Raw genomic sequence first — 19,645 nt, 5'->3', positions numbered from 1 at the left:
TGCGCCTCTGGCGCCTCAGCCCAGCGAGGCGGGAGGCCCCGGTCTTCAACAGCCCGCGGGGTCATTTCAGCAGCAAGTTCCGACTTCGCGTGGGTGTCTCGAATCCCGAGACTTGAGACGGATTAAGCATCCAAGGTTGTCGCTGAGGGTTTGGGGTGGGGGCGCGCTATGAAACCTGGCGCGCGGCCCCGGCGGGAAGCCCTCGCCGGGCGGCGCATTCCCCCGCAGTCAAAGAGACGAGCATCCATGTTCAAGCAGGCAGCAGTCCTCGCGATGACCGGTGTCGCATTGCTGGTCGGTTGCGGCGGTATGGAGCCGCGAATGGAGAACGAGGAGATCATCTCCAACCTCATCGAGGCCGGCTATCCGGCCAAGGACATCCAGGTCATCAACGAGGCTGTTTTCGTGGGCGGCGACACGCGTGTAACGCTCCAGGCCTCCCGAGAGATGCTTCAGGCCCCCCCGGGGAGCGCCGAGCACTACAGAACGACCAACGTCGTCGGCCCCTCAGTGACGAAGATCTGCCTCAACCCATCGGACTCGTTTAACGAGTATCCCAAGTTGAAGCTGGGGCTCAACATGGCCATCGAAAACTACAACGCGCTGGGTCTGCGGTTCACCTTCGAGCGCGGCCCGACCACCGGCTGCTCCGCGAACATCGACATGGTGACCACGACCGAGGACCATAGCTGGACGTTCTTCCCTGCGCTCGGTCTCCCCCACGGGACCATCTACATGACTGTCTTGCTGGCCAACTACGAGCTCGACATCAACGAGCACACCATCACCCACGAGATTGGCCACGCCATCGGGTTGCGCCACACGGACTACTACAACAGCGCCATCAGTTGCCCGAGCGGCTACAACGAGGGCGATATGGGCGTGGGCGCCATCCTCATCCCGGGGTCGCCGGAAGCCGCCGTTTGGGACGGGTCCGTCATGAACGCCTGCCCCAACTTCGGCAGTACCGGCGAGTTCACCCAGGCCGACGAGGCCGCGCTGAAAGCCCTCTACGGCCCGAGCGAGCTCCCGAACTGCTCGAACGTCGACCTCACGGTCTTCCGAGGGCAGACGGGGGCGCAGGGTCGCTGCACCTGCTCCCCGGGGGCCTCAGGCACTGTCTGGGGAACGAATCTCTACACCGATGACTCGAATATCTGCACCGCCGCGGTGCACGCGGGGGTCATCTCCACCAGCGGTGGGACGGTGGTCGTCGAAATCCAGCCGGGCCAGAGCACCTACGTGGGAACCACTCGCAACGGCGTCACCACGAACTCCTACGGCGCCTGGGCGGGGAGCTTCCGCCTCATCGGCGCTCAGGTGCCGCAGACTCCGCCGATCTGCTCCAGCTTCAACTTCCTGTCCTACCGCGGGCAGAACGGGACGCAAATCCGGTGCAACTGCCCGACGGCGAGCCTCGGAGCGGCGATCTGGGGGACGGACCTCTACACCGATGACTCGGATGTCTGCACGGCGTCCGTGCACGCGGGTGTGATTGCCTCCAGCGGCGGACAGGTGACTGTCACCATCCAGCCGGCCCAGGGTGGCTACGCGGGCACCACCCGCAATGGCGTGACCTCGTACTCCTACGGTTACTGGGCGGGGAGCATCTCCCTCAGCCCGTAATCGCCCCGTTGGCAATGGGCGGCCCGGACAGAAGTGCTCCGGGCCGCCGGTTTCGCTTCAACGCACCCAATGACAGACCCTGGATGACCACGCGGGTATGCGCCCATCCGGGGCACTTCGAGCCGCGCCCGGGGCGCAGGCGCACGACGATACGCTGTGCCCGAGGGAAGTGAACGGACACACCGCTGCCGAGCGCGGCGCGGGAGAGCGCCGCGCTGAAGGGTAGGGGGCTAAGGGGTGGGGCCCTTACTGCCAGAAGTCTGGCTGCTGTCCATGATGTCGGCGACACGCAGGGCCCACAACTCGCGGCCACGCCCCCCGTCGTTGGCGGCGAAGTAGACCAGGGTGCCCGCGCGAGTCAGCGACGTCGGAGTGGAGGAGGCGTCACCCGGTGCCAGGTCCGTCAAGCGCACCGTTCCCGCGGCGCTCCCGTCCGTCATCCACAACTCCATTCCGGTTTCCCCATCCGACGCGGAGAACAACAGCCGCCCCTCGGCCAACGGAAGCAGGTTCGAGACGAGCGCGCCATTGTTGTAGGACTGCGTCGCCAATCCCCCATTCGGACCGGGTCGGAGGTCCACCAGGATATCCGTGCCCGCGGCAGTCCCATCGCTCTTCCACAACTCGTAGCCGTGAGCATCGTCACGCAGGCCGAAGTAGAGCGCGCCGCCCATCGTGGCGAAGTACGTCGACTCGGAGTAGGAGCGCACCGGAAGGTCCTTCACCTTGACGGTGCCCGCGCTGGTGCCATCGCTCTTCCAGAGCTCGGTCGTGGTGTAGTCGGACACGAAGAAGAAGAGCGTCCCCGACATGTTCCTGAAGTTGGTCAACGCGCCGCCGGTTGCCGGCAAGAAGGTCGCCACCTTGACGGTGCCCGTGCTGGTGCCATCGCTCTTCCAGAGTTGGTTGTACGCGCCGGTTCCATCCTGGGCGCGGAAGAACAGCGTCCCATTCACGTCGGTGAGGTTGGACGGGGAGGAGCTGTTCACGCCCGGCCAGATGTCCTTCACCCGCGTCGAGCCCGAGTAGGTGCCATCCGTCTTGTACAGCTCGGTCCCCAGGCTCGTGCCGTCATCGGCGGTGAAGAAGAGCGTCCCGTTGGAGACCACCATCTGGTCCGGGGTCCTGAGCCCGCGACCGGCGGTGTCACTCGTCTGGGTGGTGTAGGAGCCGTCCGTCATCCGCAAGATGTCGCCGTAGCTGGTGTCATTGGCGCGGAAGTACAGCCAGTTCTTGTACGACACCAATCGGGGCGAGGTGACGGTGAGCGAGCTGGCCACGGGGATGGCGCCAGCGGTGCCCGAGGAGGTGGGACTCCGCATCAGCCTCGCGGGCGAGCTGCCTCCAATCGAATTGGTGGTGGTGATGTAGAAGATGCTCGAGCCATGCAGGGTGAAGGAGGACAGGGTCGGGCTGCAGCTCCCCGTGCAGATGTCCCAATACCTGCGGGTGCCCGTGGCGGTGCCATTGCTCTCCCACAGCTCCGCCCCATGGCTCCCTTCATTGGCGGTGAAGAACACGCGGCCGTTCGACACGACGAGATTCGCGGGGGAGGACTCGCTCACGGGCCCGAAGAGGTCTTTCACCTGGGTGGTGCCAGCGGCCGTGCCATCGCTGCGCCACAGCTCGGTGTTCGAGACGCCGTCGTTGGCTCCGAAGTAGAGGACGCCGTCCAGGATGCCGAAGTAGCTCGTCGCCAGGGTTGAAAAGGCGCCAAGCGAGGTGCCCGGGTTGATGTCCTTCACGACGCGGGTGCCCGCTGCGGTCAGGTCACTCACCCAGAGCTCCGTGTAGACGCTTGAGCCCGTGCTCGCCTCCCGGGCGGAAAAGTAGACCGAGCCGCCCAGGACGTTGACGTTGTTCAGGTTCGAGGGCGCGGTGAGGAGTCGCTGGGTGCCCGCCTGGGTGCCGTCGCTCTGCCACAGGGCATAGGTAGCGGTCGAGTCGTAGGCGGTGAAGAACAGACTGCCTCCTACCACATTGATGTTGCTGATGTTGGAGGTGGCGCTGCCAGGAAAGACATCCACGGCCAGCAAGGTCCCGGCGGTGGTGCCATCGCTCTTCCACAGCTCGTATCCTGACGCGGTGTCGGAGGCCGGGAAGTACATCAGCCCGTTGAAGAGCAGGGGGGCGCCCACGGTCCTGAATTCCTTCACCTTGACCGTCCCCGCGGCCGTCCCATTGGACTTGAAGAGACTCCGCTGGCTGGGAGCATCCGAGGCGATGAAGTAGAGCATGTCGTTGTACACGGTGAGTTCAGCTGGCGCGGAGCCGTTGGTGCCCGGGTAGAGGTCCATCCGCATGGCCGTGCCGGCGGCGGTGCCGTCCGTCGCCCACAACTCGGCCCCCACCCCGGAGGTGGCCCTGAAATAGACCGTGCCGTTGAAGGCGAGGAAGCCACTCGGGTAGGAGTCGCCGGTGCCCGGGTTGATATCCACGAGCATCTTCGTGCCGACGGCGGTGCCATCACTCGTCCACAGTTCGTTTCCCGAGGCGGGGTCGTAGATGCTGAAGTAGAGCGTCCCGTTGATGGGGGTGAGTTTTGGACTGAAGTTGTTGATGTTGATTGCCTTGAGCATCTGCGTGCCGGCGACAGTGCCATCGCTGCGCCACAGCCCCAGGGCTCCGTGGGAATTCGAGGCGAAGAAATAGAGCGCCTCGTTCATGACCGTCAGACCGCGCGGGTTTGAGCCGCATGGGCCCGAGCAGAGGTCCGCGACCAGCGCGGTGCCAGCGGAGGTGCCGTCGGTCCTCCAGAGCTCCTCGCCCGAGGTGTGGCTGTCGGCGGCGAAGTAGAGCGCCCCACCGAGCGCGACGAAGTGCTTCGGATTGGAGCCGACGTTGGCCGGAGTCGAGGTGTTGATGTCCTTGACCAGGAAGGCGGGTCCTTCGTCCAGCGCCTCCCTGAGGGGACCTGGTTCCTGCTTGGGAGCCCACGGCTCCGTTGCCTCCGGGCCGCAGCCCGCGCCCAAGGTGAGCAGTGTGAGTAGGAAAAGACCTCTCACTCCGGATGCAGGAGTGGAACATACGGACGCGGAACGTCCGCCTTGCTTCTGGATATTCATGTTGGAGAACCCCTCACTGAGGCGTTGGATGAAACCGCACCGGACTGACATGTCTGGAAGGGAATTCTGACGCGAGGCGCATGGCCTTGTTTTGCGTGGAGGCCACGTATCTGTGCTCTCCCGGAACATCGGACCGATAGAAGCCCATGGTGCTGTCCTGCTCGTGAGCGGACGGGTAAGAGCACCTCTTGGAGAGGTCGGCTCAAGGGGGTGTGGTCCCTGTGGCACGTGAACGGACACACCGCCGCCGAGCGCTGCGCGGGAGTGCGCGGCGCGGAAGGGTGGGGCGCTGACTGCCAGAAGTCTGGCTGCGGCGGCCCTGGTGCCGGTGCAAGAGGCGGCACATCCACGGGCCGCTTCAAGTGCTCGAGCACCTGCCTGACAGTGGGCGAGTGGGCGAGGTCGCCTCCACCCGGTCAGCGCGTCTTGCCCGAGCGCTCAAGGATGAGGCGCTGCGTCTCGTTGCCCTCGGAGCCACCGTCCCGCTCCAGGATGTAGTCGAAGAGCGAGTCTTCCCTCACCGCCACGGGCGAGCCTGCTTTCAGCTCGGGCACGGCCTCCGGCTCACTGTTCAACACGCCATGGAGCACGCTGCCCTCCCACCGCGTGACGTGGACCCACATCCACTCGATGCCCCCGTCATGGGTGGTGAAGCGGGCCTTCACGAGCAGCTTCGACTCCAACTCCAGACCCTCCTGGAAGCGCGGTTTGATTCGCGTGAGCAGGGCCTCCACGGCGCGGCGGCTCGCGGCCAGCAGCTCCGGGTCCTCGTCGACATGGACAATCTCGGATTGCGTGCCGAAGACCTCGGCGATGGCGGCATAGGGGCGCTCCGAGGGGTTGTCGCCAGGCCGAGCCTTGAAGATGATTTCCACCAGCCGGTTCTCACCTTCCACGTCGCTCGGGTCCACGGGGAGCAGGCCAATCAAGGTGCGCCGGGGCGCCTCGGGCGGTACCTGCTCCAGCAGGGCCTCGCGATAGGAGGCGAGCTTCAGTGCGTCCACGGTGATGGGGAAGACCCCATTCTTGCGGATGGCGGTGCCTTCGACCATGAGCTGGGCGACGAGGTTCATGAACGTGCCCACCGTGTGCGCGAGCGGCGCCGGGACCTGCTGCACTCCCAGGTCCGGGAGGCCGAAGGTGCCCAGGCCCGCGGTCATGAGCCGTGCGGTGCCGTCCCATTCTGAGTAGACACGGGTGTTGAAGTGGCGTGGCAGCATCGGCTCGCCGCCGTCCCAGCCTTCGAGCCGGCGCTCGTGCCAGCCCTCCACGGAGAAGAACTCCCCGGCATGCTCGTCCCACACCAGCCCGCCGCTGGCGCGGGCCAGCTCCAGCGCCAGCGCGTGCGCCTGCCGCACCGCCTCGAAAGCCGGGGGCTCGGTGGTGAACTCCAGGACGGTGATGCGCTCGGAGGCCGCGAGCTGCGCCTGCTCCTGGGGCGAGAGGCCGCGCGCGGCGATTTCCAGCATCCCCTGCTCGGGGAGAGGATGGTCCTTCAGTGCTCGCTCCGAGACGCGCACGGTGGGCAGGGGCGCTGCCCCCGTGCCCTCCCCAGCGAGTCGCAGCACGGTGAAGCGCTCGCGCACCAGCTCCTCCACTTTGAGGAGGACTGGGGTGCCAGGCTTTGGCGTGTGGACGACGGCGAAGCGAAACGTGGCACGCGGGGAGAAGAGCGGGCCTGGTGGCAGCGGTGGGGGAATCGGCCGGAGAGTCGCCGCCCGGGTGGCACAGCCCGAGAGCGCGAGCGCACAGAGCACCGCGCCCCAGAACCCCACGAAACCCAACCGCCTGGCGGTCACACCGCGCATGCTCATCCTCACGCCCTGTTCGAAGAAGGTAGGTGACGGCAACCTAGCACCCGGAGGCGACAGTCGGCCGTTCCGGTCCCAGCTTCGTCATGGCGTCGTCGTCACCGTCGGGATGCGGGTGCGTCTTGCTGGCCTGCTAGGATTCGCGGGGCCTCCCATCCGCACTGAACACCCGACGAACCTTTGAGTGAGGTCAGCACGCATGTTCAAGGACAGCGCCGCTTCAGGACTCGGGTCTGAGTACCGCCCGCTCGACTCTCCCCAGCTCGAGAATCCCCACCCGTTCCTCGCGCGTGCACGGCGGGAGGAGCCGGTGTTTTTCAGCCCGGCGCTGGGAGCGTGGGTGGTGACGCGCCATGCGGACATCAGCGCAGTGGTCGCCGATACCGAGCGCTTCTCGTCCGCCGAGTCCATCACCGTGGGCGCCGCGACGACGCCTCCGGAGGTGGTTGCCGCGCTGATGGACGGCTACCCTCTGGTCCCCAGCCTCGTCGACAATGATCCGCCAGCGCATTCGCGCTTCCGAAGCCTCGTCAGCAAGGCCTTCACCGGGCGGCGCCTCGCGGAGAAGGAACCCTTCATCCGCGCCCTCGTGGACGAACTCATCGACTCCTTCCGGAAGGAAGGGAAGGCGGACCTGTTCCAGCGGTTCGCCCATCCACTGTCGTGCAGCATCATCGCGGAGATTCTCGGAATCCCTCGCGCGGACATCCACAGGTTCCGGCGCTGGTCCGACGAGCTGACCACGGTCCTCGCGGCGCATGGCCCCATTGAGCACCAGGTCGCATGCGCGCGAGGCGTGGTCGACTTCCAGCGCTACCTCGCCGCGGCGCTCGAGGAACGCAAGACGTCTCCCCGGGATGACCTGATGAGCGACATCGTCACCGGGTCACAGGGGATGACGCCGCCCATGAGCATGGCGGAGCTCGTGAGCATGCTGATGCAGGTGCACTTCGCGGGGCACGAGACGACCGCGGGTCTCATCGTGGGAGCGGTGGAGCTGCTGCTCGAGCATCCGGAGCAGCTGCGGGCCCTTCGGGAAGACCCGGGCCTCATCGCGGGCGCGGTCGAGGAGGCGGTGCGGATGACCTCTCCCGTGCATGCCATGTTCCGTACCGCGCTGGAGGCGGTGGAACTTGGGGGCGTTTCCATTCCCAAGGGAGCCCACATCCGCATCGTCTACGCGTCGGCCAATCGCGACGAGGCCCGGTTCCACGAGCCGGAGCGCTTCGACGTCCGGCGGCCTGACATCAAGAAGCACCTCGCCTTCGGGCAGGGCCTCCATTTCTGCATCGGCGCGCCGCTCGCGCGGCTGGAAGCACGCCTGTCGCTGGAGGCCCTTCTGCGGAGTCTCCCGGGGCTCCGGCTGGTGACAGGGCAGACGCCGGGCTTCTTGAGGAGCGTCACCGTCAGGAGGCACGAGAGCCTCGAGGTCGCGTGGGAGGTCCACGCGCCCCAGGCTCGCTGACGACAGCGTTGAGCGGCACGCCTGAATCACCTTCAGCGGAACCGCCCTCATTGCGAGGTGGCTCCCGTAGGTGTGCCGCAGGTCGTGCCAGCCGATTTGCCCCTGCTCGGCGGGTGATGCCCGCCACCCGGAGCGCACGTCGAAGCGGCGCCCCCATCTTCCCGTCGGTGAACTGCCGGCCGTCTTCTTGGCAGAACACGAAGCGATCGTGCAGGTGCCGGTGCGACTTGAGCGCCTCCACCACCGAACGGGGCAGGTCGACCGTCCGCTCGCGTCCACCCTTCGGCAAGTCTTCCACACCGCGCCAAATGCCCCCGCTCGACTCGCGGCATAAGGCCATTCGAGACCTGCGACCCGTCGTTCAGGGTTCGCCGTACTTTGTGCAGCGTGTATCCGAAATCTTCTTGAAGACGGCTGAATGAGATTCGTTGTGGGCGGCCATGCAATCGTGGAGTTGGGCGTTGCACATGGCTACTTTGGCTTTATCGCCTTTCGCGAACGTCTCTTTGCAATTCTTCGACTGCTCGATGCAGGCGTTCTGGCACGCAGCCTGGATTTCCTCGGGCTTGTGAAGGTAGTCGATTCTTTCTTTACGGTCGGGGGAGACGAAGAGCTTGAAGTGGTACCCGGCTTTGAATTTCTCCTTGTTGTCGTGGCACGACACCTTGGGGGCCTTAATCCCGCCCAAGGGGAATGAGACATTCGGCTTCACCGTCGGCATTACGCAGATGCTGGCGGCGCTGCTCTCCGGGGGCGGCTCAGAAGCGAAGGAGGGAACGGCAACGGAAAGCGTGAACACGGCGGTCAGGCACATCAGGTTCTTCTTCATCAAGTTCTCTCCCTGGACTCTCATTCAGCAACACAACGCGCACCATCCGCATCAGAGAAGAAGCGAGGTTGCCTCAACCTCTGAGAGGCATGCGTTCATCGACTCGTTCGTGTGACGGGCTCCGAGCTACCGGAGCAGCAACCGTGCCAAGGTGTCAGCGCGAGCGTCAAGAGTAATCCAAGGGTACAGAAGTCACATGAGCCACGCCTTCTTGACGTGTCAGGTTCGGGGACTGACACGTCAACCTGCCTTGTGACGCAGCCGCACCGAACCTCGAGTCTCCGATTACCACCATTCTTGACGGAACCACTTCCAGTGAATGCGCGCAGTACAGGGGCTGGAGGTGATTTCAGAGGTGTCTCAAGCGGTGAGACATGTCGAGAAACCGCACGCATCTACCTGGGGCAACCCTCTGCCCGGTGATGCGGTTGACCTGCCTGAATCCTTCGGACCGTTGCTTACGAGAGAGATGCCGGCCGGGATGGATTGGGTACCACTGCTTCGCACTGCCGTCGAAATTCCAGAGGCGTGAGGTAGCCGAGGCTCGACTGTGGCCGGACCAGGTTGTAGTGCTGCCGCCACGCCTCGATGACAACCTTTGCCTCTATCCTGGAACGAAACCATTCCATGCTGAGGCACTCGTCACGAAAGCGTCCGTTGAAACTCTCGTCGGTGCCGTTCTGCCAGGGCTTGCCCGGCGCGATGTGCGCCGGCTCGATGCGAGCCTCCGCGGCCCACCGCAAGATGGCCGAGGCGACGAACTCCGGCCCGTTGTCACTGCGCATGTGCCTGGGTGCCCCTCTTTGACTCACCAGCTTCGACAGCACCTCGACTCCCCGTCCAGAGCGGATGGCGCCCGCAACGTCGATGGCAAGGCACTCGCGCGTCCACTTGTCCACCACCGTGAGGCATTTGAGCTGCTGTCCGTTGTTCAACCGGGCGTTCTCCGCCTCCAACTGCTTCAACCTCTTCGTGTCGTTGGCGTCCCTGCCCCCGAAGTGCTTGCGCCACGCGTAGACCGTGGGCTCGCTCACTCCATGCTCTTTCGCTGTCTCCGGCACGGACGACCGCTCCGCCTCTCACAGAATGGCGTAACTGCTCGCCGGGCCCCGCCGCGCCTCATTGAGGGGGGCCGCTACTCGGTGGACTTCGCCGCCCACGTCGCCCTGCAGAAGTATGGCTTCCACCTGCCACTGGCGCGCCAGGAGCGCATGTTTCAGCGAGAGGGCCTGGTGGTGGACAGCCAGACGCTCTGGGACCAGCTCGACGCGCTGGCCCACCACCTGCAGCCCAGCTACGAGGCGCTGCCCGCGGTTGTCTTCTCCTCCCCGCTGACGAGACGCACTGGTACATGCTGAACAAGGGACCGGGGAAGAAGTGGTACGCGTGGACGGTGGCCTGTGCGGACGCGGTGTACCACCGGATTCTGCCCAGTCGCTCCGGGGCCACCGCGAAGCTGGTACTCGGTGACTATGCGGGCGTCGTCATGGTGGATGGCTACGCCGCCTACCAGACGGTGACGAAGCCTGGAGCGGAGGGGCCAGCCTCCTGCTCCCTGGTGTTTTGCTGGGCCCACGTGCGACGCAAATTCGTGGAGGCCGAGAGAGTGGCACCCGTGTGCGCCGAGGTGCTGTCGCTCATTGGCCAGCTGTATGCCATTGAGGCCGACCTACCACAACCGCACGTACTGCAGGGGGAGCAACAGGCCGCGGCACATGCTGGAGCAGTGGAGTGGGCTGACCGTCTTCCTCTCCAACCCATGGGTGCCGCTGGACAACAACCTGGTGGAGCGGCAGCTGCGCGACATGGTGGTGGGCCGCAAGAATCACTACGGCTCCAAGTCGCTGCGCGGCACCGAGGTGGCGGCCCTCTTCTCCTCGCTGATTGAGACGGCCCGCCTGCGCGGTGAGGACCCGGGGCGCTACCTGCTGCACGCTGCGCTCGCCGCCACCGAGACTCCCGGCACCGTCACGCTCCCGTCCAGCTCCGACTGACACCACCGCGCCCATCGAAGCCGGGCGGGGGCTCATCCACGCCCCGTCCAGATGGGGCGCGGCGAGCTGTTACCCATGGGCTTCCCTGGTCGTCTCCGCATTCCTGTAGTTGAGTCAGTCCATGCGAAAACTCCTCCTCCTCTGCTTGCCGCTGTTCGCCTGTGTGACGACGAAGTCCGTCCCGGTCCCGGCTTCTGCCGACTCCAGCGCGTTGCATCAGGTGAAGCGGATGAAGGTGGCCGAGGGGGTCGAGCTCGAGCTGCTCGACTTCGGAGGCCAGGGACCCGCGCTCGTCTTCCTGTCGGGCCTGGGCAACACGGGCCACGTGTTCGACACCTTCGCGCCGGAGTTCACCGCGGCCCATCACGTCTACGCCGTCACCCGCCGGGGGTTTGGCTCGTCGAGCTGGCCCGAGCAGGGCTACGACACCGCCACCCTGGGCGAGGACGTCGTCCGGGTGCTGGAGGGGCTGGGAATCGCGAAGGCGTCATTCGTGGGCCACTCCGCCGCCGGGCCAGAGCTCACCTGGGTGGCAACCCATCACCCGGAGCGCGTGGAGAAGGTGGTCTACCTGGACGTGAGAACCAACGGTGACCTGCTGGCGGAGCTCCTTTCGGTCCTGCCCATGCCTCCTCCGAGCGAGCCCGCTCCCGAGGACGTGGCCTCACGCGCCGCGCTCGCCGCCGCGCTCGCGCGTGACGTCGGAGGAGAGTTCCCCGCGCACGAGATCGACGAGGCGAACGAGTTCGATCCGAAGACCGGGCACTACCTGCGCGCCCGCAGGTGGCCGCACGCGGAGGAGCGGGTGATGAGGGGTTTCTCGAAGGTGGACTTCGCGGCCGTGACGGCGGCCGTGCTCTTCCTCTACGTGGATCAGCCTCGGTCCGGGCGGGCGGAGGACCTCCCAGGCTTCTCCCAAATGGACCTTCCCGTGCAGGAGAAGTTGAGGACCCTGGGCGCCAGGGCGCTCCAGCGGGACGCCGAAATGCTGAGCGTGATGAGTATGCCGAACTGGAAGGGCATCAAGCTCGAGCACGCGCGGCACTACGTCTGGCTCACCAACCATGACGAGGTGCTGCGCGAGATGAAGACCTTCCTCGATGCATTTTGAAAGGGCGGCGAAGGCGCGCTGGATGAGCGCATCTCCTGTTTCCACACTTCGAGCAAGCGAACAGGTCCAGCGCTTTCCGTCCTGCGTAGCAGTCTGGCGAGAGTCCAATCATGGTGTGCGCTCCTTCTTTCTTCGGCTCCTCCCTCGTCGCGGCAAAGGACGGGCTCTCTTCCTCCGGCTCCGGCCTCGCCCCTGCTTGGGGGAAATGGCTCGCCTGCGCGGTGAAGACCCGGGATGCTACCTGCTGCGCGCCGCCCTTGCCGCCATCGAGAATCCCGGTACCGTCACGCTCCCGGCCAGCTCCGACTGACGCCACCGCGCCGTGCTTCAATGCCCGGCGGGCTCATCCGCGCCCCGTCCAGACGGGGCGCGGCGAGCTGTTACAGAATGGCGACCATCTGCTCTTCGCTGAACCGACTCTTCTTTACTTCCTGCCTCCGTGGTGTCCGGAGGCGGCACCCTCTTGAGCTTCAGGTGGTCCGAAAACCGCAAGGCATGTCACCCCCAGGCTGTGGCCGGTGGACCTGGGCCCCTATGAAAGCGCCGCCCATGTTGCACGTAGGTCGCACGAACCTGCGGAATGGACGGGAACGGGACAGGACGGCAGGGGACGCGGAGGGATACCGAAGTTGAGTCGTTCCCGATGGTTGCGAGGTAAGGGCGCGATTCTGCTGGGAGTTTCGCACCGTCCGGAGAGGGTTCGATCTCCGCCGCCTCCCATCCTGGCGAGGAGCGCTCGGCCGCGAGGCGGTCGAGCGCACGGTCGACTTCCGTGGTGGTGGGGAAAGCTCATTCTCTGCTCTGGCAAATGGCCATCGGAGGGTATGAGGAACGACCATGAGCGACGAGCGAACGCCTACCGAGCCTGAAGTGATGGAGCCCACGTTCTGGCAGAAGAATGGCTGGTCGGCCCGGGTCATCAAGAACGAGGACGATGACGGCTGGGCCGTGGAGATCCGCAAGCAGGGGATTGCCGAGCCCGTCCTCATCAGTCCGTGGGTGATGGGCCGCGACAAGAAGAACCCCAAGCCCTTCGATGCGCCCGCGTTCGCGACCTTCGTGAAGACGGCCTCGGAGGTCCTCGACCGCTCCGCGCGACAGCGCGACCAGGCCCTGACCCGGAAGCTCTCCATCGCCTGGGAGGGCCGTTGGTACGAGGTCCTGCTGGAGATCGTGGCCGATGAGTATGAGCCCCACGCGCTGCTCTCGGCCACCGACGACGCGGGTGCGACTGTCGCGAAGCATCGCGTGCCCATGAACTTCAAGTTCAACAGGGACACCGCCAACGTGTGGGTGCGCGAAGGCTTCCCCGAGCCCTGAGCTGGCTGTCCTCAACACCCGGAGTCAGTGCCCGCCCGTCCCTGGCCACTTCGGGGCCTGGGCGGGTGAAGTCACGAGCGTGGAAGAAATGGCAGTGCGATTTCCGCAAAACATGCGGAATCAGCATCTACGTACTTCCCCGCATCAAGGTCTGTCATGAAGACACGCGGCGCGCGGATGCGAGGTGCCGGGGCCCTCTCCGCTCGAAAGCCTGACGAGCGATGGGCTTGGAATGACAAATGCTAGGGAGCCTTCCCATGAAAATCCAAGCATGGGCCCTGGCGGGAATGGTGATGCTGGGCAGCGGCTGCATCTCCAGCATTCGGACCAGCAGTCACTCATTCCTGGACGCGAAGAAGTCCGAGGCACTCCTCCAAGGAGGCCCGGATGACGCCGCGCGACGCATCACGGAGTTGATGAGCAAGCGCGGCTTCCCGGTGACGGAGAAGCAAGTCCGCAAGGACGGGAGCCTCGTCTACGTCTTCAAGGGACTGCGCACGGCGTTGACCACGGTGTCGGGGGGCGACATCGTCTACGGCTCCACGAACACGGTGGGGTCCATGTTCTTCGTGCTGCTGACGCCACGCGAGGACGGCGTCACCCGGATGGACTTGTTCGGCAACCCCACCTTGGATGGCCGCGCGGTGTGCAGTGACGCTCCGCCCGCCTGGGTGCCGAGATGCGACAAGAATGTCATCACCGGCTCGCTCTGGCACGGCCGGGACCAGATGACCGGGAAGGACGAGGCGGAGGCCATCCGCGGCATGCTGCTGGAGCTGGAGTTGGGGCAGACAAGCGGCCCTGGTGCGTTGATCGCCAGGCCAGAGGCTCCGCCCGAGGCCCCCTCCCAGCCGACCTGTGTCGCCTCGGAACATCCGGACTGGGCGGGCGCCTCGGCCGTCCAGAAGAAGAAGCTCCTGGAGATGTGCCGCGTTCCGGTCGCCCAGGCCACCGACGCGAACTGACACAGACAGCTCCAGGTCTCGCAGGCGCGAGGGGTCGCCCAGCACATCAAGGTACAGCTCATGCGCCGGCGCCGCACCACGCGGGCGCACCTCGACAGCGACTTCGACGCGGGCGTGCTGGAGCGGTTCAATCCCTTGCGAAGGTGCCATTGTCATCATGAGAGAGGAATGGTTCCGCCCCTGGTGGAGAAGTCTTCCGGATTGCGACGCACTCGTGAAGACAAGCGAAGCGATGGCTTGACGGGGTGAGAAAGCCCCAGGCACAATTGTTGGTGCAACCGCGCTACATGGAATTTGAGACATCTGGAATTCCTGGCGCTGTGCCTACCAAGGGTACTCTTCATGAACAGAGCGATACGTACGCTCCGGACTCTCCCTGTCTTCTCCCTTGCCTTCCTCGCGGCGTGCCAAGGCTCCTCATCCGAGAAGGGCGACGACCTCGAAGCGAGTGAGACAGTGCCATCGTCGCTCGTCTCGTCCAGTGTGTCTCCCAGCAGCGACGAGGCCATGAGCGGCATCTGGGCGGGCGGAGGAAGCGCGCCCATCCATGGATTGATGGATGACGGTGTCTCCTTCGCGGCGAGCGATCGCGGCGGCTCGTTCGCGCGCAGCGCCCCCGCGAGAACGTCATCGACCCTGACCCTGGGCTATCACGACAGCGCCATGCCCGGCGGCGCATCGAAAGTCGTCGTGAACTACGACGGATGGGCCATCAACGGAGGCGCCGGCTCGCTCCGCGTGAAGCTCTACGATGGCGCGACCCTGCTCGCCACGGGGCCCCTCCACGGACTCACCACCACTCCCGGGAACTTCAGCGACACGTTCGCCAGCCTGGACGTGGCGGACGCAAGGTTGCTCCGGACCGAGCTGCTCTTCGAGAACAGCGCGGCGGCCGGATCTCTGGTCTCGTCCATCATCTGGCTCGACGTCACCGGTCGCAGCGGCACCGGGCTCCAGGGGCAATATTTCGACAACGTCGACTTCACTGGCGCCTCGGTGAGTCGAGTGGATGCCACCGTCGATTTCAATTGGGGAGCGGCCGCGCCTCTCGCCGACCTCGGCGCCGAGACCTTCAGCGTGCGCTGGACGGGCAAGGTCAGCGCCGACCACACGGAGATGTACACCTTCTACACCACCAGCGACGATGGCATCCGCCTGACGGTGAATGGCACGCGCATCATCGACAACTGGACCGCACACGGCGCCATCGAGAACTCCGGAACCAGCGCGCTCCAGGCCGGCGAGCCCTATGACATCGTGCTCGAGTACTTCGAGAACACTGGCAACGCCGTGGCCACGCTCTCGTGGTCATCGCCGTCGACGCCCAAGGGCATCATCCCCAGGGAGAATCTCTTCCCCGGCCCGGCGGGCCCTCCCATCCCTGTCACGAAGCTCGACTGCCCTCCGGGTTTCATCAACGAGGTCTTCCGCGACGACTTCGACGGGACTGCCCTCGACACCACGAAGTGGGACGTCATCCAGGGAAACAACAACCCCAGCGGGGGCGCGTTCACGCAGCTCACCAAGATGCTCCGCGCCAACGTGAAGGTGGAGGACGGCAAGCTGAAGGTCGCCTCCAAGCGCCACTGCGCGGACCCCTATCCCAACATCACGCCGGAGAATCCCGCCAGGTGCGCGGGCACGAACTACTACTCGGGCGCATGGCTGAAGGGGAAGGGCACCTTCGCTCCGGGAAAAGGTGCGATGGCCTTTTACGCGAGGATGCCGGCCCCCATGCCCGGCACGTTCCCCGCCCTGTGGGCCCGCAACAGCTTCGGCGATGCACGCTATGGCGAGCTCGACCTCATCGAGACCTGGTGGGATTCCCCCAAGGGCACGGCCAATGACCCGAACAAGTTCTCGGCCACCACGCACGTCGGCTCGAGCCCGATGATTCACACCTCGAACAACGAAGTCGGCCCCTTCGCCAATCTGGTCTCCGCGGCCCACGTCTGGGAAGTCGAGTGGGACGCCGCCGCGGTTCCGGCGATCGCCCGATACTACTATCGGGACAGCCTGGGCTCTTCGCGCATCCTGGTGCGGACCGCGACCTACCAGACGTCTGGCTTCAACGGGAGGGTCACCGACGAGGCCTTCCGCACAGCGCTCGCCGATGGGTGGCGCCCCTATATCGACTTCGCGGTGCAGCCGGAGGGGACCTGGAACGTCGGGCCGGATACCGCGGCGGTCTATGACCCGCCAGACCTGGAGGTTGATTCGGTCATCATCTGCGCCCCCTGACGCCAACTGGCGTTGCACTTCCGCTCGATGGAGGCGAGTTGGGCTTCCGCGCCAAACTGAGCCTGGAGCCAGCGGTGGCTCGGTCAGCCCTGGGATGCCGCGGGCTGGCCGGGCTTGGAGGTCGCCGGAGCCGAGGGTGGGCGCCCGCGTTCGACGGCGTCCAGGCGGGCCATGGTCTGCGCGTAGAGGTGGTCCAGCTTGGAGTGGAGCTGGGTGACCTCCATGCCGGCGCGGATGTTGGCTTCGTACTCGACGTCGGAGCGGATGCGGTCCTTGGCGGCCTGCCGGCTCTGGCTGATGAGGACGAAGCAGGACAGGAAGATGGCCTCCAGGCTGACCACCATGGTGAGCAGGCCGAAGGGGAACGGGTCGAACGCGTGGAACGTGGGAACCCATCCCAGGTTGATGGTGATCCACACCGCGAACCACACGGCGTGCAGCATCATGAAGGTGAAGGTACCGCTGAAGGCGGCCAGTCCATCCGCGAGTCGTTGGATGGTCGTCAGTCGCTCCTCCACCATCTCGTTGGGGCTGAGTGATGGCCGGCTGTGCAGCATCTTGTCTGCTTCGCGCAGGCGACGGCCGATGGCGGTCAGCACGTCCATGGCGCTGGAGGGGTGGCGCCGGAAGAGGAGCTCGAGGTCCGCGCGGTCCACCTTGAGGGCGGACGTTTCCTGGATGGCGCGGGCATCCGCGCTGCGCGGGTCTCCATCCAACAGGGACAGCTCGCCGAAGAAGTCGCCGCGCCGCGCGGTCTCGAAGACGATGACCTGGCCGGTGGTGTCCTCGACGGAGATTTGAACCTCGCCGGAGCTGACGATGTAGATGGCGCCGCCGGGGTCTCCTCGGCTGAACACCTTCTCTCCGGCGGACAGGCGCACTTCCTCGAGCTGGTTGGCGAGCAGCGCGCGCTCCTCGTCATCGAGGGCGGCGAAGAGGGGCACTTCCTTGAGCAGGGCGACGTCGGCGGGCATGACGCGGAGTTCCTCGCGAAGGGCTGCACCGTGCGCTCCGCAGGCTGGCACCTTCCGAGCAATTCGCCCAGCGTCACCGTGTCACGGGACGATGGTTTTCCCAGGGCCGAAAAGTAGGGCCCGGCCGGATGACTGTGGCTCCAACGAGTCGCGGTGCTTTCGCGACGTGGCTCACGGCGAAGGGGGCTCGCGGGAGGTTTTCGGCTCGACGGTGGAGGCGACGTTCTGCGGGGTACCGTCGGAGAAGGGCCTGACGTCGAACTGGACGCGGACGGAGCGGCCGGGCTTCAGGTTCTCGCGCAGATAGGTCTCGATGTCCTGGTCGCGAGGGACAGTCTCTCCGGCGATGCGTGTCTGGTGTGTCACGCGGATGGGAATCGAAGCGCCGCTGGGACCGGTGACGAAGAGTGTTCCCGGGGCGGTTCCGAGCACCGGGCCGGAGAAGGCCCGAGGTGTGCCGCTCGTGCCCTCGGCATCCGGTGCAGGGGAGGGGCGGGCCGAGTCCCCGCTCGCCTGGGTGTTCACGGCCACGGCCAGGGGAGGCGTGCTCAGCAGGAGTCCGAGGAGCAGGTGCTGGGTCCATCGTTTCATCGGAAGGCCTCCTGGGCTGGGCGGAGCAGTCGTCCACGGGAAGCATGGCCACTGACACGCTTGAAGGCAGGGCCTGCCTGTCCGGTCGGGGGCTGATAGGGTCGGCCCGATGCCGGGACGGGCATGGTGAACAAGTGCCGACGTCCGGCGGGGGGAAGTGCGCATGCGAAGGACAACCTGGGTGATTTGCCTCGGGATTCTGCTGTGGGCCTGCGCGACGCCATCGAGTGTGGTGCACCGCGATGCCGCGCTGCTGCCGGTTGATGACGTGTCCGCCGAAGAGTGTGCCGCGGCAGCAGAGGACGACAGCGGGTGTGTCGCCCTGTCGTGCGCGAGTGGCGAATGCGGTCTGTACCGGTGCGAGGACCTTGCTTCCGCTCCGGTGGCCTTCCGTGGGCCGATGCCGGCGTCGGCCGCGGCCTCACAGCAGCGAATGCGGGGCCCAGCCCAACCTCTCCCGGGCCGAGGCCCCGTGCTCGTCATCCCGTGGCATCGTGCCGAGGAGTTGCCGAGCCAGGCGCGACTCCGAAAGGCGTATGCCGAGTGGGCCAGTGTCCCGAAGGAGAAGCACCACATTTTCCCTCGCGCGCTCGAGAACTACTTCACCTTGCGTGGCATCAACCTCCACGAGTTCGCCCTTGCCATCGACGTGCGGCGTCATCGCCAAATCCACGATGGCAAAGACGGCGGACCGTGGAACGCGGATTGGCGCGCTTTCATTGAGGCGAAGGAGCGAGGCATCAGTAAGGCTACGAAGTGGGAACTGATGGAGCACGCGGGCTTCATGATTCAGAAGTATCATCTGGTCGGAATGCCCATGTCCTACTGGACGAAGCTCGATGAGTTGTTCGCTGTGCCGACAAGCGGAGTTGGAGGGAAGTGATGCGCTATTTCGAGTTGCGTCGCTCGCTGCCGCATCGCGACCCGGCCTACCCAGGGGGGTATCAAGCCGAGCATCGATGGGGGCTTCCAGGTGCGGTGTGTCCCACCTGCCATGGCGAGTGGGCCAGACTTGGACTCGACTATCCGGCAGTCGACCTGACCACGCTGTCGAGTGAGCGCGAGTATCGCAAGGCTCGACAGACGATGTGGGACGAGTACTCGCGGCTCCGTGATGCCGTGATGCCGTTGCTACCGGCGGGTGCGCTGGTTGCGCCAGGTACGCACCTGGGGCCGTTGGTGGGCAGGGCCCGCGGCAACCTGCCGCCTGTCGTGCTCCAGGAGTCGTGGAGGTTGCTGGTTCATGGTGACGTGCTCCAGCAACTCGAGGATGCGAAACTCACGGGCATCACACCCGTTGAGGCGCGCATCAGCGGGAGCAAGCGCGGCCCTCTGTACGAACTCGCACTCATGCCGCAAGGGAGATTGGCATCAGAATGCCAGCCGCGATTCTACGGCAGTGGTCCCTGTGCCAACTGTGGCATGCAGGAGTACGACATCCCCGAACCGTGGTGGATGGACGCGACCAGCCCTCCGTCCCTGGATCTGGTCCGCTTCGCCATGATGCCGACCCTCATCCTGGCGAGTGAGCGGTGCGTCGAGGTCCTTGGCGAACTGCTGCCTCTCAGCGGAGTGCTCGCGGTGGAGGTTCCGACGACGCCTCCGCCTGTCCCTCATCGCGGAGCGCAGCCGTAGACGTCTGCTTGACGTCGA

General features: G+C 65.7%; 14 protein-coding genes and 4 pseudogenes. 10 read left to right on the top strand and 8 right to left on the bottom strand.

The annotated features are described in order from the left end of the window. The first annotated feature begins 321 nt into the window (after positions 1-321). On the top strand, positions 322-1,626 hold the full coding sequence (locus tag HUA75_RS48140) for a M57 family metalloprotease (RefSeq protein WP_371746318.1): 1,305 nt from the start codon (positions 322-324) through the stop codon (positions 1,624-1,626). Between the two features lie 230 nt (positions 1,627-1,856). On the opposite strand, the gene HUA75_RS42120 is transcribed toward HUA75_RS48140, so the two are convergent. Both HUA75_RS42120 and HUA75_RS42115 read right to left on the bottom strand, forming a co-directional pair. Further along, complete coding sequence (locus HUA75_RS42120; protein ID WP_174489649.1) at positions 1,857-4,631, bottom strand: ELWxxDGT repeat protein; 2,775 nt, start codon at positions 4,629-4,631, stop codon at positions 1,857-1,859. Positions 4,632-5,107: 476 nt separating this feature from the next. Beyond that, complete coding sequence (locus tag HUA75_RS42115) at positions 5,108-6,499, bottom strand: DUF2314 domain-containing protein (protein WP_174489648.1); 1,392 nt, start codon at positions 6,497-6,499, stop codon at positions 5,108-5,110. 202 nt (positions 6,500-6,701) lie between these two features. On the opposite strand from HUA75_RS42115, the gene HUA75_RS42110 reads away from it, so the two are divergent. Continuing rightward, positions 6,702-7,967 (top strand): cytochrome P450, encoded by a 1,266-nt coding sequence (locus HUA75_RS42110; protein ID WP_174489647.1) that lies wholly within the window; start codon positions 6,702-6,704, stop codon positions 7,965-7,967. A gap of 21 nt (positions 7,968-7,988) precedes the next feature. On the opposite strand, the pseudogene HUA75_RS47320 reads toward HUA75_RS42110, so the two are convergent. The 4 genes and pseudogenes from HUA75_RS47320 to HUA75_RS48135 form a co-directional block, all read right to left on the bottom strand. Continuing rightward, a pseudogene (locus HUA75_RS47320) lies at positions 7,989-8,277 on the bottom strand (tyrosine-type recombinase/integrase); the annotation flags it as partial. Positions 8,278-8,328: 51 nt separating this feature from the next. Next, positions 8,329-8,796, bottom strand: coding sequence for a hypothetical protein (locus HUA75_RS42105; protein WP_174489646.1), 468 nt, complete (start codon positions 8,794-8,796; stop codon positions 8,329-8,331). Positions 8,797-9,254: 458 nt separating this feature from the next. Next, positions 9,255-9,725 (bottom strand): annotated as a pseudogene (locus HUA75_RS42100) (integrase core domain-containing protein); the annotation flags it as partial. Positions 9,726-9,737: 12 nt separating this feature from the next. Next, a pseudogene (locus tag HUA75_RS48135) lies at positions 9,738-9,857 on the bottom strand (transposase); the annotation flags it as partial. Here HUA75_RS48135 and HUA75_RS48130 point away from each other — a divergent pair. The 6 genes and pseudogenes from HUA75_RS48130 to HUA75_RS42065 all read left to right on the top strand — a co-directional run. Beyond that, positions 9,834-10,444: pseudogene (locus tag HUA75_RS48130) on the top strand (transposase); the annotation flags it as partial. The pseudogenes HUA75_RS48135 and HUA75_RS48130 sit on opposite strands and share 24 nt — an antisense overlap. Positions 10,445-10,511: 67 nt before the next feature. Further along, positions 10,512-10,790, top strand: coding sequence for a transposase (locus HUA75_RS48125; RefSeq protein WP_174489644.1), 279 nt, complete (start codon positions 10,512-10,514; stop codon positions 10,788-10,790). A gap of 121 nt (positions 10,791-10,911) precedes the next feature. Next, complete coding sequence (locus tag HUA75_RS42080) at positions 10,912-11,901, top strand: alpha/beta fold hydrolase (protein WP_217446531.1); 990 nt, start codon at positions 10,912-10,914, stop codon at positions 11,899-11,901. An 837-nt stretch (positions 11,902-12,738) separates the two neighbouring features. Continuing rightward, the gene (locus tag HUA75_RS42075; RefSeq protein ID WP_141647640.1) at positions 12,739-13,221 is read left to right on the top strand and encodes a hypothetical protein; all 483 of its coding nucleotides are present in this window, start codon (positions 12,739-12,741) and stop codon (positions 13,219-13,221) included. Positions 13,222-13,478: 257 nt separating this feature from the next. After that, entirely contained in the window at positions 13,479-14,186 is a 708-nt protein-coding gene (locus HUA75_RS42070; RefSeq protein ID WP_174458933.1) for a hypothetical protein, read from the top strand. A gap of 507 nt (positions 14,187-14,693) precedes the next feature. Beyond that, entirely contained in the window at positions 14,694-16,427 is a 1,734-nt protein-coding gene (locus HUA75_RS42065; protein WP_174489643.1) for a PA14 domain-containing protein, read from the top strand. Positions 16,428-16,510: 83 nt separating this feature from the next. Here HUA75_RS42065 and HUA75_RS42060 read toward each other — a convergent pair whose 3' ends face one another. Both HUA75_RS42060 and HUA75_RS42055 read right to left on the bottom strand, forming a co-directional pair. Then, positions 16,511-17,401, bottom strand: a complete 891-nt coding sequence (locus HUA75_RS42060; RefSeq protein ID WP_174489642.1) for a DUF1003 domain-containing protein — start codon at positions 17,399-17,401, stop codon at positions 16,511-16,513. Positions 17,402-17,572: 171 nt separating this feature from the next. Continuing rightward, a complete protein-coding gene (locus HUA75_RS42055) occupies positions 17,573-17,992 on the bottom strand; it encodes a hypothetical protein (protein ID WP_174489641.1) in 420 nt (139 codons plus the stop codon). Between the two features lie 163 nt (positions 17,993-18,155). Between HUA75_RS42055 and HUA75_RS42050 the strand changes: the two genes are divergently transcribed. Both HUA75_RS42050 and HUA75_RS42045 read left to right on the top strand, forming a co-directional pair. Then, the gene (locus HUA75_RS42050) at positions 18,156-18,875 is read left to right on the top strand and encodes a TIGR02269 family lipoprotein (RefSeq protein ID WP_174489640.1); all 720 of its coding nucleotides are present in this window, start codon (positions 18,156-18,158) and stop codon (positions 18,873-18,875) included. Further along, positions 18,875-19,627: a double-CXXCG motif protein gene (locus tag HUA75_RS42045; protein WP_141647647.1), complete on the top strand. Its 753-nt coding sequence runs from the start codon at positions 18,875-18,877 to the stop codon at positions 19,625-19,627. The genes HUA75_RS42050 and HUA75_RS42045 overlap by 1 nt, the downstream gene beginning before the upstream one ends. Positions 19,628-19,645: the final 18 nt, after the last annotated feature.

The sequence above is a fragment of the Myxococcus sp. CA040A genome (assembly GCF_013336725.1).
GTDB classification, from domain to species: domain Bacteria; phylum Myxococcota; class Myxococcia; order Myxococcales; family Myxococcaceae; genus Myxococcus; species Myxococcus llanfairpwllgwyngyllgogerychwyrndrobwllllantysiliogogogochensis.
This window is presented reverse-complemented; position numbering and strand designations above follow the sequence as displayed.